The organism is Paenibacillus sp. S25 (assembly GCF_019454085.1).
Classification (GTDB): Bacteria; Bacillota; Bacilli; order Paenibacillales; family Paenibacillaceae; genus Paenibacillus; species Paenibacillus polymyxa_B.
In genome coordinates this window covers 5,091,919-5,106,686 of record NZ_CP073683.1, presented here as the reverse complement: position 1 = coordinate 5,106,686, position 14,768 = coordinate 5,091,919, and the positions used below count along the sequence as shown (strand labels likewise).

Annotated in this window: 12 protein-coding genes; 11 read left to right on the top strand and 1 reads right to left on the bottom strand. The window is 43.9% G+C overall.

All coding sequences use genetic code 11. From position 1 onward, the window contains the following. Positions 1-225 precede the first annotated feature (225 nt). The 5 genes from KAI37_RS22465 (at position 226) to KAI37_RS22445 (ending at position 5,964) form a co-directional block, all read left to right on the top strand. A complete protein-coding gene (locus KAI37_RS22465) occupies positions 226-1,203 on the top strand; it encodes a LacI family DNA-binding transcriptional regulator (protein ID WP_071643152.1) in 978 nt (325 codons plus the stop codon). Positions 1,204-1,367: 164 nt separating this feature from the next. After that, positions 1,368-2,693, top strand: coding sequence for an ABC transporter substrate-binding protein (locus tag KAI37_RS22460; RefSeq protein WP_104495574.1), 1,326 nt, complete (start codon positions 1,368-1,370; stop codon positions 2,691-2,693). Positions 2,694-2,752: 59 nt separating this feature from the next. Next, positions 2,753-3,637, top strand: a complete 885-nt coding sequence (locus KAI37_RS22455; RefSeq protein WP_053326151.1) for a carbohydrate ABC transporter permease — start codon at positions 2,753-2,755, stop codon at positions 3,635-3,637. After that, positions 3,637-4,464, top strand: a complete 828-nt coding sequence (locus KAI37_RS22450) for a carbohydrate ABC transporter permease (protein ID WP_071643150.1) — start codon at positions 3,637-3,639, stop codon at positions 4,462-4,464. The genes KAI37_RS22455 and KAI37_RS22450 overlap by 1 nt, the downstream gene beginning before the upstream one ends. An 84-nt stretch (positions 4,465-4,548) precedes the next feature. Continuing rightward, a complete protein-coding gene (locus tag KAI37_RS22445) occupies positions 4,549-5,964 on the top strand; it encodes a glycoside hydrolase family 32 protein (protein WP_220030253.1) in 1,416 nt (471 codons plus the stop codon). Between the two features lie 75 nt (positions 5,965-6,039). Here the strand turns inward: KAI37_RS22445 and KAI37_RS22440 are convergent, their stop codons facing one another. Next, complete coding sequence (locus tag KAI37_RS22440) at positions 6,040-7,227, bottom strand: macrolide family glycosyltransferase (RefSeq protein WP_076294788.1); 1,188 nt, start codon at positions 7,225-7,227, stop codon at positions 6,040-6,042. Between the two features lie 199 nt (positions 7,228-7,426). On the opposite strand from KAI37_RS22440, the gene KAI37_RS22435 reads away from it, so the two are divergent. The 6 genes from KAI37_RS22435 (at position 7,427) to KAI37_RS22410 (ending at position 14,650) form a co-directional block, all read left to right on the top strand. Beyond that, positions 7,427-7,621 (top strand): H-type small acid-soluble spore protein, encoded by a 195-nt coding sequence (locus KAI37_RS22435; protein WP_025723179.1) that lies wholly within the window; start codon positions 7,427-7,429, stop codon positions 7,619-7,621. 19 nt (positions 7,622-7,640) lie between these two features. Next, on the top strand, positions 7,641-7,811 hold the full coding sequence (locus KAI37_RS22430) for a hypothetical protein (protein WP_179085973.1): 171 nt from the start codon (positions 7,641-7,643) through the stop codon (positions 7,809-7,811). Positions 7,812-8,064: 253 nt separating this feature from the next. Further along, positions 8,065-9,303: a sensor histidine kinase gene (locus KAI37_RS22425; RefSeq protein ID WP_071643147.1), complete on the top strand. Its 1,239-nt coding sequence runs from the start codon at positions 8,065-8,067 to the stop codon at positions 9,301-9,303. Then, positions 9,300-9,950: a response regulator gene (locus KAI37_RS22420; protein ID WP_025723800.1), complete on the top strand. Its 651-nt coding sequence runs from the start codon at positions 9,300-9,302 to the stop codon at positions 9,948-9,950. Before KAI37_RS22425 ends, KAI37_RS22420 begins: the two co-directional genes overlap by 4 nt. A gap of 201 nt (positions 9,951-10,151) precedes the next feature. Next, positions 10,152-11,543 (top strand): efflux RND transporter periplasmic adaptor subunit, encoded by a 1,392-nt coding sequence (locus KAI37_RS22415; protein ID WP_220031518.1) that lies wholly within the window; start codon positions 10,152-10,154, stop codon positions 11,541-11,543. Then, positions 11,540-14,650 carry an efflux RND transporter permease subunit gene (locus KAI37_RS22410; protein ID WP_071643145.1) on the top strand — a complete coding sequence of 1,037 codons (3,111 nt, stop codon included), beginning with the start codon at positions 11,540-11,542 and terminating at the stop codon, positions 14,648-14,650. Before KAI37_RS22415 ends, KAI37_RS22410 begins: the two co-directional genes overlap by 4 nt. Positions 14,651-14,768: the final 118 nt, after the last annotated feature.

Here is a 14,768-nt window from a genome sequence, read left to right as displayed (position 1 = left end):
AGTTGAATCAAAGAAGGATGGTTAAAGAAAAGAAAGCAAGACCTTTTTAAGGGGGTCTTGCTATCATTATGGTTTAGAGCAATTGTGACCTCTAATTTGGGATTCGCAAAGTTCAGTCACCTAACATTTACGGCCATTTTGAGGCCTTCCGTTATGTAAGGTTGTTGAAATGATGAGGAGAGAGTATAGTTTGTATGTATTTATTTTGTGCGGGAAGAGGTTAATATGGCGACAATTCATGATGTAGCATTAAAAGCGGGCGTGTCAGTCACTACAGTATCCCGTGTAATGAATAATCGAGGATATATCAGCGAAACTACACGCAAAAAAGTGTTTGACGCAATGGAGGAGCTTAATTATCAACCGAATGAAATAGCACGATCTCTGCTACGTAAGCAGTCCAATATTATTGGGCTTATTATTCCCAATGTCTCGCATCCTTTCTTCGGTGAGCTTGCCAATCAGGTCGAGTATTATGCCTATCAGCATGACTGCAAGGTCCTGCTGTGCAATTCACATATGGATCCCGTGAAGGAAAAAGTGTATATCGATATGTTGAAGCGGAACCGGGTGGATGGCATCATTATGGGTAGCCATACATTAGAAGTAGAAGAGTACCGACATTTGAATTCACCGATCGTGACGTTTGATAGGCAGATTGACCCGTATATTCCTTACATATCCTCGGATAATTATCGCGGAGGCGAGCTGGCTACGGAGCTGCTCATTCGCAAAGGCTGCCAGAAAATTGCGCATATATGCGGAAATCTGGAGCTGAACATGCTGTCCAATGAGCGGACCAAAGCATTCCGGGATGTCGTGGGCAGGGATGGTGTCCAGCATGTGATCGTTCAAACAGACTTGAATGTGTTCGATCAGAAGGAGTACGAGCGAATCATTTCAAAACTCGTTCATGAACATCCAGATGTGGATGGAGTGTTCGCAACAAGTGATATTATTGCTGCTTTTGCGCTGAAAGAATATATTCGCGCTGGAAGGCATGTGCCAGGGAATGTGCGCATTGTAGGCTTCGATGATGTAAGCGTTGCTTCCTGGCTGACGCCGGAACTTACATCGGTAAGACAGCCGATTGCAGACATCGGCAGACTGGCGGTCGAGCTGATCCGCAGGCAGGCTGAAGGGGAGCAGGTACAACCTGTCAATCTGCTGCCTGTTGAACTAATTGAGCGGGCAACGACCTGAATGAAAATCTGTTCCTCTAACAAGGGGAACAGATTTTTTTTAGTACATGTTAAAATTTCGACATGTCAAACGATTGACACAAGTTAAACCTTTGACATATAATCCGTTTGTAAGCGTTTTATTTAAGTGTTCAGAGCCATTATATAAATAAGGGGATGACAACAGTGAGGAAATTCAAAAGAGTTCAATGGATGGTAATGCTGCTTCTTTTGGTTATGGTGGTGTCTGCATGCGGTGGCTCCGGAGGAGAAGGTAATTCGGCTTCTGGAGGGGGATCAGGGGATTCGAAAAATGTCAAAATTACGCTTTTGAACTCCAAAGGCGAAATCCTTCCACAGCTGGAGGAAGCCGCGAAGGCGTTCCAGAAAGACAATCCGGACATTACTGTTGAAATCCAGCCGGTTCCGACTGGTGGATCTCCTTTTGAGCGTGCCTCTGCATTGTATGCATCAGGAAACCCGCCGACCATGACCATGCTAGATACAGGTGATGTTGAGAAATTCAAGGACCGTATCCTCGATCTAAGTGGGGAAAAGTGGAATGCGGACACTGTTGAAAATGCTACCACTGCTACGACATTTGATGGTAAAAATTACGCGTTTCCGTTGGCTGTTGAAGGCTACGGATTCATTTACAACAAAGCAGTTGTAGATAAAGCGGTAGGCGGAAGCTTTGATCCCACCACAATTAAAACCCGAAATGACCTTGAAAAACTGTTTCAGCAAATCGAGGCATCTGGTAAGAAAGCATTGGTGATTTCACCAATGGATTGGTCTCTGGGCGCTCATTATTTGCCTCTTGCTTATGCAGGCCAGAACAAAGACATGGCTGAAGTGGACAAATTCATGGCGTCACTAAAAGCGGGCCAGGCTAGCTTGGCTAATAATCCTGTATTTAACGGACTTATGGATACATTCGACCTCATGATGAAATACAACATCGATCAGGCTTCTCCGCTAGCAGGAGCTTATGAACGCGGACCGGAGCTGCTCGGCAAAGGTGAAGTTGGCATTTGGTTCATGGGCAACTGGGCATGGCCGCAAATCAACAGTTTTGATACCGCTAATAAAGAATATGGTTTCTTGCCTGTACCCATCAGTAACAATGCCGATGACTACGGCAATCAGGAGATTTCGTCCGCTGTATCCAAGCGCATTGTTATTGACAAGGAGAAGACTACTCCGGAACAGCAAGAGGCGGCGAAGAAGTTCCTGAACTGGATCGTATATGATGCGAAAGGCCAGGATTTCCTCGTGAACCAAGCGAACATTATCCCGGCGTTCAAAAATATTACACTGCCTGCGGCCGACCCGCTTGGCAAGTCCATCCAGGATTATATTGCAAAAGGCAAGTCAGAGCAGTCGATGAGCATGCTGCCTGCCGACCACTGGTCCAAGACAGGATCTTCCATGCAAAAGTATCTGGCGAAACAGGGCGATCGTGCAACACTGGTTAAAGAAATCGAAAACTACTGGAAAACGGTTAAATAAGGTTATTTTCAAATTACCTGGAATAGAGAGAGAAACCCGGAACAAAGGGAGGGATCATCATGATTACGGAAAAAGGAGTATGGAACCGGCTGCGGACGCGGCTACTGTTTACCGGCCCAACCTTGTTTGCCTTCATAACGGTAATGATTATTCCATTTTTGTATGGCATCTATCTGACGTTCACAAACTGGGATGGTATTTCCACCACACTATCGCTGGTAGGCATCCAAAACTATCTGGCTGTTTTTAGAGATATTGAGTTTTGGAAATCGTTCAGCTTGACGCTCAAGTATGTGTTTTATACCGTTGTTCTTATTAATGTGATCGCGTTTATGCTGGCTTATGTGCTGACTAAAGGGTTAAAAGGACAGAGTGTTTTCCGGGCGGGATTTTTCCTGCCCAACCTTGTCGGCGGCATTGTACTCGGTTTTATATGGCAGTTTATATTCAACAATGTGCTTGTCTATTTGGGACAACATGCCAGCATACAGTCGCTCAGCACGACTTGGCTGGCTGATCCCGACAAAGCGTTCTGGGCACTCGTGATTGTAACCGTGTGGCAGAACGCGGGTTACATGATGGTCATTTACATCGCGGGATTGACGGGTGTGCCGAATGATATTATGGAGGCCGCAAGCATTGATGGGGCGAACAGCTGGACCAGACTGCGGAAAATGGTGCTGCCCTTGATGGTTCCTTCTTTCATCGTATGTATATTTTTGTCCCTGCAGCGCGGATTTATGGTCTATGACGTGAACCTTGCGCTCACGAAAGGTGGGCCGTTCAGCAGTACTCAAATGGTGTCGATGCATGTGTATGAAAAGGCATTCCTTTCCCGTGATTATGGTGTGGGGCAGGCAGAAGCATTCGTGTTGTTCCTGATGGTTGCTCTCATCACTCTGCTTCAGGTTTATTTTAGTAAGAAGTTGGAGGTGGAGGCGTAATGACAAGAAAAAGAATTGCTTCCTCCGTAATCAAATTCATTGTGCTGACAGTCATACTCATATTGTTCATCGTACCGTTCGTCTTTCTGCTGATCAATTCGTTCAAGGAAAACATGGCCATCACCTCGAATCCGTTATCGCTTCCAGAGAGCTTCAGTATGGTCAATTATATGAATGCATTTGATAAAATGAATTACATCGCTGCCTTCACCAACTCATTGGTCATAACGGTGTTAAGTGTTCTGTTTATATCGCTGTTCGCGGCGATGACGGCTCATTATTTTGTTAGAAATAACACGAGGTTCAACCAATATACTTTTATGCTGATGGTTGCATCCATGATCATTCCATTTCAGGCTATCATGATTCCATTGGTGAAAATCTACGGGTCACTTGATCTGCTGAACAGTAAGTGGTCGCTGATTTACATGTATATCGGTTTTGGTAGCTCGCTGGCCGTCTTCATTTATCATGGTTTTGTAAAGAGTATTCCAAAGGAACTGGAGGAAGCGGCGCTAATTGACGGCTGCACGCGGTTTCAGACATTCTTCCGGATCGTGTTTCCGGTACTGATGCCCACGACTGCCACCATTTCCATTCTCAATGTGCTGTGGATCTGGAATGATTTTCTACTGCCTTCCCTCATTCTGGTCGATCCGGAGCAAAGGACACTTCCGTTGTCCACGTACAACTTTTATGGAACCTATACAGTGGATTATGGTCCATTGATGGCAAGTTTGGTACTGACGATATTTCCGATCATTATCATCTATCTGTTCGCCCAGAAGTATATTATTCAGGGTGTTATGCAAGGTTCGATTAAATAACTGCAGGGGGGAGGATGCTTTATCAAGCAGACTAGAACGTATACGAGAGAATGTGCAGATCAATTTATTTCCCAATCAAAGCATATGCTTCGGCCAGATTATCGGCTGCACTACCATTTAATGGCTGAATTCGGCTGGATGAATGATCCGAACGGCTTCATTCAATATAACGGGCAGTATCACCTGTTCTATCAACATTACCCGTATAAATCAGTATGGGGGCCGATGCACTGGGGACATGCAGTCAGCCGCGATCTTATGAAGTGGGATTATCTGCCGATCGCTTTGGCACCAGACGGTGAGTTCGACCAGGATGGCTGCTTCTCCGGCAGTGCGATTGAGCAGGACGGGAAGCTTGTCCTGATGTATACCGGACATGTTGTAACCGGGCCTGACAAAGATCAGGATTACAAGCAGTCACAGGGAATTGCAGTATCAGAAGACGGAGTAACGTTCGAAAAGTGGGAGGGCAACCCGGTCATCGGTTATGACGCCGTACCAGACACGATCAGTCGTAAAGACTTCCGTGACCCTAAGGTGTTCAGGCACGAAGATCATTATTACGTCGTTCTCGGTTCTAATGATGCCAAAGGGAACGGACTTGTACTGCTTTACCGTTCTGAAGACCTGAAAAGCTGGACGTATGTCAATGTACTAGCTGCGAGTGACGGAGGCTTCGGCGATAATTGGGAGTGCCCAGATCTGTTCCCGCTCGGTGGTCGACACGTATTTATGCTTTCCCCGCAGCGCATGCCTGCGCAGGGGGAGGCTTACCGCAATCTGCATTCCACTATGTACGGTATAGGTGATTTCAATTCCGCTGCCGGAACATTTACGGCAGAGCGGTATGCTCAGGTGGATCACGGATTCGATTTCTATGCCCCACAGTCCACCTTGGATGATAAAGGGCGGCGTATCGTCATCGGATGGATGGATATGTGGGAGTCGGAGATGCCGACCCAGCAGGGGCACCATTGGGCTGGTGCGATGAGTCTTCCGCGGGAAGTGGTTATCGACGGCGCCAGGCTGCTGTTCCGTCCACTTGAAGAGGTAAAGAATTACCGATGCAATCAGTTTGAGCAGCGAGATATCTTACTGACAGGTGAGCAGATTATGGACACGCGCGGAGATAGCTACGAACTCAAGGTCGTATTTGAGTTTGAGGCCAATAACACCGATGAATTCGGTTTGAAACTGCGGGTGGGTAGCGAAGAGGAGACTGTACTGTCGTACCGTCCCGATGATAGTCTGTTCCGTTTCAACCGAGAACGTGCCGGTATAGGCCCGGGTGGAGAGAGAAGAGTGCCTGTTGACTTACACGAGGGCCGTCTAGAGCTTCGGGTTTTTGTCGATAAAAGCTCGGTGGAAATATTCATCGGCGACGGTGAATACGTCCTCACAGGAAGAGTGTATCCGGGAGTGGAATCTACGGGCATTCGAGCGTTCGCGAGCGGAAAGTGTACGATGGCTTCGTTTCAGAAGTGGGATATATCCACATAGAAATGCATGACAAACAGGCACCCGACCAATGATGGTCAGGGCTCCTGTTTTTTTGTAGAATTGTAATCGTGTGATTTACACAAGCTTATCTTGAAGATAGGCATCAATTTTTGCGAGGGCTTCTTCTGTACCGCCGGACTGCTGGAAGCTATCATTTATTTTTTGTACGCCCTCTTTATACGCCGCGTTCGACATTACCTCATGTACGGCATCTCTTAACGATTGTACATTGATTTGGTCTTTGGTTATACGATAGCCAGCTTGAAGTTCTGTTAACCGCTGTGCGACCATGGGCTGATCCTTGTCCTGAGGCAGTACGACCAAGGGTACATTAAAGTGAATCCCTTCATTCACACTGTTCATTCCACCATGAGTAATAAATACATCTGAATGACGTAATACCTCCAATTGGGGAACATAGGGCGAGATCATAAAGTGCTCTGGGGCTGGATTGATTTTCGTAAAGTCAGCTTTCTCACCAGCAGCAATCACGACGATGCCTTCAAAATCAGAGAATGCTTCAATACAGGTGTTAAAAAAGTCTTCAGTATGATCCAATACTGTTCCCATCGAAATATACAGAACTTTTTTATCTTGTAGTGCATCCAAAGGAAAAGAATGTTCCCCTTTGCGCTCAGGGAAGCTGGGACCAATAAAGAGATTCTCTTCACCAAAGCTGTCAGCGTCTGGTTGGAAATATCGGCTGGTGTATACAACGTTTAGAGCCCCTGTATTGTTCATAAATTGAACTATATCTTTGGGAGCAACACCGAATCTTTCTTTCATAAGATGTAGTGAGGTCGTGGCATGTTCATCAAGTTGAAATGGCACTTTTTCATTAAAGCGAAAGAGATTGGTAGCCATCCGATTCTGTGAAATCAGAAAAGATGGGGATGAAGCAATACCAGGGATTTTCAAATAGTCTCTAACTAACTCGCCAGCTCCGAATCTATCATAGAATACAAAGTCAAAATCAATGCTTTCAGACAGCTGCTTAGTGATTGCTAATATGTCCATTGAAGTCTGGATATGAATATTCATAAATGCGTTCAACCCAGCCGGAGTATGGGTATGAATAGAAGCAGTCCTGATCAGATCGGGATGCAGGTGAACTGTTGCTCCAACGGCTTCGAGTCTGTCCTTGTATTTCTCAGTTGTAATGTAATGTACTTGGTCCCCTCGTGCTGCAAAGGCTTGCGTCATCCCGATCGTAGGGTTCACATGTCCTTCTGCCGGAAAGTTAACCATTAATATGTTTAACATTCATCATTACTCCTTTTCTCTACAATTAAGATTGCAGTTTTCACTGAATCTCTCAATCCATAATAACAATAATATTTATATTTTCAAATGATATCCTTTCATGATCATAAAACACATGTTGGCATGAAATGTGTATAACAAATATTTACCTCGTGCATAGTAAGGGGGAACTCTACTTAGCAAGGGAGGTTTTTTCTAAGTGAATGTTCAAAGAGCGCAAGAAATAGCGTCCTCTTCCATAATGGCGAATGTGTTGTGTGATGGGTTACCCATTTATATTCAGCATGTGAACGAGCAGAGTGAGACGGCACGCATTTATGCGCTGAACCATCCAGAAGAGGAACGGGAAGTACCTTTGTACACGTTAACGGAACGAGATCAGGCACTGGAATAAGAAAGGAGCGATATGAAAAATGAAACCAAATCAACAGAAAGTAGTCGAGGCAGACCGTTTGAATTTTCGTGACCAGACGGATGATGTGGTTAGAGAAGTACCGGCCACGACGGATGCCAGCGAAGCAGTTGCAGCAATAACCTCGCATATCAATAAATACGATATACCGGATGAGTTGGAGGAGAAATAGAGAATGACCGAGCGCGCACAGGGTAACCTGTTGCGTGCTTTTTATATGACACATATTGGGCTGGAATCGAACAAATAGTATTTAATGCCCAAACGTACAAATGATATTGCCCATGTGTACGTTTTTTTCTTTTTGTTTTTTTGTAAAATAATATATAAATGATTTCTGTTCAAACTAAATGGACCAGGTGCTCTCATAGCGGCGTTGTCTCTAATAAGTTGAAAAGCCGAATTCAGAATTGTAGGAGGGAATTATGATTGATGTATTCAATGAACAGATTCAAAATCTAGATCCAGAAATAAGTGAAAGTGAAGGTGAATTTGAGAAGAAAGATATTTCAAAAGTGTTAACTATAATATGGATTTTTATAATTTATAGTGAGTCTGTCATTCTTCAACATTTGTCCAGCGGTCTAAATCTGCCGCAAAGTGTCTTATTCACTGTAATCATCATATTGCACATCCTCTTGTACTTGCATGCTCAAAGAGTTGCAAAATATTTTTCATGGGCTTATTTTGTTGTGCAAGGGGGATTGATCTTTTCAAGTGCATTTCTTCTACCTGAAAGTTTCTCCATTGTACTGGTTGGGTTAATGCCAGTTTTGGTGGGTCAGAGTATAGGCATTTATTACAAGCCGCTTAAGGTTATTCTTGTATTTTTGATCTCCTATGTACTTTTTTGTGTGGCTGTGGTCTGGCATAATGATGGCAAGCAATTTGTGTTGTTCATCCCGCTGTTTTTTCTAATTGCAGTTGTTATAGTAGCTTATGCCGTTCTTTTTCTCAAACAAGTCAAAGCACGAATCCGAACGCAAAACGTTCTTAAAGAACTTGAAATCGCACATCAAAAGGTCGAAGAACTTACAATTGCTAACGAACGACAACGTATGGCCCGTGATCTTCATGATACGCTGGCTCAAGGGCTTGCTGGGCTAATCATGCAGCTTGAAGCCATTGATGCCCATCTGACAAAAGGAAGTACGCAAAGAGCTCAGGAGATCGTCCAACAATCGATGTCACAAGTGCGAAGAACATTGTCTGATTCAAGGCGAGCTATAGACAATCTGCGTTCGAAAACCATCTCGGAAGTTGATTTTGCAGAAGCAGTGGAGGAAGAAATACAGCGATTTACAATGGCTACGAGCATTCGTGTAATACGCAATATCAAAATTAAAGCTTCAGTCCCCAGACTGTTATTCGAACATGGATTGTTTATTATAAGCGAGTGTTTAACCAACGTAGCGAAGCATTCGCATGCTAATACCGTATGGATTAATATTTTAGATAACGAAGGTAAGATTGAAATCGAGATTCGCGATGATGGAAAAGGATTTGATACGGATATTATTGCCAAGCAAACAGGGCATTACGGAATAATAGGTATACATGAACGTGTGCGGATGCTGGGTGGAAAAATCAATATCAGCAGTATATTTCAAGAAGGTACAGCTATAAAAATAGAGGCGCCTCTTACTAAAGGAGACCTATCATGAAATACAAGATTTTAATCGTCGACGATCATTGGGTAGTTAGAGAAGGATTAAAGCTGGTGCTGGAGACCAATGACAGTTATGAAGTTATTGGTGAAGCCGGAGAAGGTGCAACGGCTCTTAAATTGATCGAAGAACTTCAGCCGCATGTCATATTGTTGGATTTATATATGCCACAAATGAGTGGTTTGGAAACCATGAAAGCCCTCAGAGAAAAACAAAATGAAACACCAGTCATTATCCTGACGACCTATAACGAAGATGATTTAATGATTAAGGGACTCTCTTTGGGCGCAAAAGGATATTTATTAAAAGATACCAGTCGAGAAAACTTATTTCGCACTATTGAGTCTGCGCTAAGGGGTGAAACGCTGCTTCAGCCAGAAATAACAGCAAGGGTATTCGCTGCCACGAATAAGAGAGAAGCTGAGATAGAGTCACACGAAAGAAACTTAGTTCTGACTGATAAGGAAAAGCACATATTAAAGTCTGTTGCACATGGTTATAAAAGTAAGGAAATTGCGTTTGATATGGGAATTTCCGAGCGTACCGTAAAGGCACATTTAACGAATATTTATAACAAACTTGGTGTTGATTCCAGATCCGAAGCTGTTGCCGTTTCGTTGGAACGTGGTATTTTACAGCTTTAGAAATAATAACTGAAAATATGTTATTTATTTGCCCAGTCGTACATAAGGTGCTTGCCCCTTTGTACGATTTTTTTGTTTGTTCATTGTTATAACATGAAAAAAGGATGAAAAAGTTTACTTGACCCACGGGTTGCTGATAGCACCTTTAGAAGAGAGAATCAGAGAGGATGACATTAGTTGAAGAGAAAAGAAATCAGGATAATGATTGCAGGGGTTGCATTAGCCTTAGTAGCTTCCAGTTGCTCCAGTGCATCGGAGAACACTGTAACAGAAGCCAGTCACCCGGTAAAAATTGAGAAACTTGCAATGAAACCTTTGGCCAATGATTTTAATTTGGCGGGAACATTGCAGGCAAGTAATGAGGCCAATGTTTCCTTTGAAGCGGATGGACGTATATTGAACACTATGGTCGAAGTTGGGGATTCAGTAGAAAAAGGAAGTGTCCTTGCGAAGTTAGATACATCTGCTTACCAGTTACAGCTGGATCGGGCAAAGGCAACCATGGAAAAGGCAAAGGCTGGTGTTAGCCAAGCGGAGGCTTCTGTTCAATCGGCACAGGCGGGCATTCATAGTTCACAATCCCAGGTCAATGCGGCCCAATCCAAATTGCAGGAATTGAACAATGGCGCCAAAAAGCAGGAGATTGCACAGTCTCAAAATGCGGTTACTGCAGCAACCAATACTTACAATAAGAAAAAGGCAGATGCAGCCCGGACGCAAAGTCTGTTCCAGGCAGGTGCAGCATCATTGACAGAAAATGAGAGTGCACAGCTAGAATTAACAAATGCGCAAAAAAGTTTAAGCGACGCACAAGAGCAATTGTCCCTTTTGCTTGCGGGAGCCTCTCAGGAACAGCGTGCCCAAGCTTCGGCCGGCGTAGATCAGGCCAGGGCAGGGCTGGAGTCAGCTAGGGCTACTAGGCAACAAGGGCTAGCCAGTAAAGCTCAGGCGCAGGCTACCTATGAGGATGCACTGGCTGCTTATGAACAGTCATCCTTGTCACTGAAAAAAGCTACTTTAACCTCCCCGATCACAGGTGTTGTGATTGAAAAAAAGATATCTGATGGTCAACTGGGCTCCAGCGGGAGTGAGGCATTTGTTGTCGGGAATATCAAGACTTTAAAAGTACTCCTCCCCGTACCGGACAGTGAAATCTTATCGTGGAAGAAAAACCAAAAAGTAAATATGTCTCTCTATGATGAAATTAGAACAGGGACTGTTACCCAGATCTATCCATCGACTAACTCCAAAACGGGAAGCATCAATGTGGAAGTTAGCATTCCCAATCCTGAACTGAATTGGAAGCCTGGTCAAGTCATTAGTGCTTCTAAAAGCATGAATCAAAACGAAGCGCTTTTAGTACCCGTAGAGGCTGTAATTAGTACGGAAAATGACCCGTATGTCTTTAAAGTTGTGAATGGAAAGGCCGTAAAAGCCGCGATTAAACTGGGGAAAGTGACTAATAATCAACTCGAAGTGGTCTCTGGGCTACAGGCAGGCGATCAAATCGTTACGCAAGGAGCAGGAACCTTATTTAATGGTGATTTAATTGGGAATGATGTACTTGGGAAATCGGAGGAGTCGTCCGAATGATTAAATATATCGTTAAAAAGCAGAAAATCACACTTATTTTCTTTGGCATGTGTATTTTGCTAGGGATTTACAACTTTGCATCGTTACCTAAACAGGAGATGCCCGACGTTATTCCTATGTCAGCCAGTGTCACAACTGTGTATCCAGGGGCCTCACCTGAAAGAATCGAACAAACCATTACGAAGATATTGGAACAGAAAATTAAAGAAGTGGAGGGTGTCAAAACTATTTCTTCCACTTCATCTAAGGGCCAATCTAGTATAAGTATAGAAGCTTTGGATGAGGCAAATCCGACAAAAGTGTGGGCCGATCTTCGTACAAAGGTACAGGATGCGCAGTCTGAACTTCCGGACGATGCGATGCAGCCCATTATCAATGATAGTATGGCAGGCTCCTTCATCGGGTCATACGCAATCACTTCTGATAAAGTTGAAAATTTGTATGCGTTAAATGAATTGATGAATAAATGGAAAGATCAATTAAAAACGGTCTCAGGAATTTCAAAAGTTAATATTCAAGGAATTCCAGAACAAGAAGTACGGATAAGCCTGAACACTCAAAAAATGCAGCAATATGACATCTCCTGGGAACAGGTCGTTCAAGCCATTAAAAATGAAAACGATAGAGTGCCTACAGGAAGTCTGGATTTCAATCAGCGTACGTATCAGTTGACAGTAGATGCTTCAACTGATCCCAATGTTTTAAATAATGTTCAGATTTCAAGCAACGAAGAAGGGTTCCCTATATCCTTGAAGGATATAGGTTCAGCCTCGCTTGTTTTAAAAAAAACGGGGAGTTATACGTATGTGAATACCAAGCCTGCTATTTCAATCAGTTTGAGTGGAGATAAAGGCACAGACGTACCAACGGTATCCAAAGCGGCAACAGCCAAAATCAACGAACTTGCGAGTAGTTTACCTAAGGATGTACATTTTGAACTACTTTTCGCTCAAAATGACCGTGTAAGTGAAATATTTGGTAATCTCTCCAAAGAGATGATTATTGCTATTGCATCGGTTATTGTGATTTGTACATTAGGTTTGAACTTGCTGACCTCTGCATTTGTGGCCTTGGCTATCCCTGTTTCTATTGCCATCGGTTTTATTGTCTTGCCGATGACAGGAACGACGCTGAATCAAATTTCAGTCATCGGATTAATCATCGTACTGGGGATACTGGTTGATGATGCCGTTGTGGTAAACGACAACATTGAACGCCGACGCTCTGAATTTGGGGAAGATGCTACGGAGGCGGCAATTAAAGGAACGAAAGAAGTATCCTTATCGATCATTACAGCCACGCTGGCTACGGTTGCAGCATTTGCCCCGCTTTTATTTCTACCGGGCAATATGGGAGACTTTATTAAACCGATCCCTACCGTTATTTCGTTAACGATGCTGGCCTCCATGATTATGTCGCTTACGATCATTCCTATTTTCCGTCAATGGTACGATAACCGTCATAAAGGTAAAGAACGTAGCAAACCGACCAAGCCTCCAGGGCTTCTTGGCAATCAAATTCAGTCCCTCTCTAATGTATACGCTAAAAACTGGATGCCGAGAATACTGCGTCGACCACTTTTCACTGCGCTTATTGGTCTTATGATTGGTACGGCAGCTTATGGACTGCTTGCTATTGTGCCCATTCAATTATTTCCTGAATCGGACCAACCGGATGCCACAATCAACGTAACGATGCCAGAAGGAACGTCGTTGCAGGCAACCAATCAGGTTATAACCGAGATTGAGAACTGGGTTAAAAAGCAGCCAGAAACCGAACATTTGGCAGCAACGGCAGGTGGTGGAGCACCTCAAATGTACAGCGATATAGTAGCTGGTAGTGGCTCCGTGGGAGCGGTACACGGACAACTTACTGTTGTTGGTAAAGAGGGAGTCTTTGATATCAAAAAAACAGTGGACAGCTGGACAAGTACGCTGCAAGCCAAATATCCAGCAGCATTAATAAGTATACGTGTTCCTCAATTAGGCATCCCAGTCGGTAGTGCAGTATCTGTCCGTATTAAAGGAGAAGACCTTGGAAAGTTGCAAACGATGACCACAAAAATAAAAGAAATTGTTGCGGGAACTTCTGGAGCTGTAGATGTGACCGATAATATGGGGATGCAAAGCTATAATTTGAATTTTCAAGTCAACCAGCAGGCCTTGGATAAATATCAGGTCAATTATTCCAACTTAACCCGCACTTTGTTGCTAATGGGTGACGGAGTGAAGGTCACGGACTTTGACACGGGTAAGGAACTGCTGGATATCAATATGTACATGGATAAACCTAACCATGATCCTGAGGTGTTATTCCAACAGCTAAGTGTCACTAATGCGGGAGGAGAGCAGATCCCGTTATCCCAGTTAGCCACGATGAAACCGGACTTTTCCATTCAGCAAATCCACCGCTATGATTTGGAACGGACGGTAACGATCTCCGCCAATGCAAAAGGGCGTACGGCTACGGAGCTCACCCAGGACATCCGTAGCAAGCTTACAAGTACACATTTCGATTCGGGGTACACTTGGGAAATGGACGGGGAAACATCTACGCAGTCCGATTTGTTTAAGGATTTAGGCAAATTAGCCGTTATCGTTGTTTTTCTCATTCTGCTCTTGATCACCATGCAGTTTTACTCGGTTTCCACACCGATCATTATAATGACGACTGTGTACCTGGCAGCAGCAGGAGGAGTGCTTGGTAGCTTTATTACAGGTATGCCAATCGGTTTTATGAGTATTATGGGTATCATTTCACTTGCCGGTATCGTCGTGCGCAATGGTATTGTATTGATCGAGTTTATTGAAGATGCACGGCGTGAAGGCGCAGAATTAACAGAAGCCATCTTAATGGCATGCTCTGCCCGTTTCCGTCCGATCTTGCTCACCTCGCTAACTGCGATCGTCGGAATGATACCGATTGCTACGATGGGAGAAATTCTATTCAAGCCATTGGCAGCGACCATTATATTCGGACTGATTTTTTCAACCATTTTAACGTTGTTTGTAGTTCCGACTCTTTATATGGTCGTAGCTCATCTGAAGCTGAAACGGAAGCATAAGAAGGAAAAGGCTATAAATAGCGATAGCTCATTGACCTTGTAGGTAAATATAGAAAAGAATAACTCTATTTTTCCTTTAATAATGCGGGATCGTACATTAGACGAGTGTCTTAATGTACGATTTTTTCTTTTGTCGTTGATAAGCCGAGACTGACGTAGAG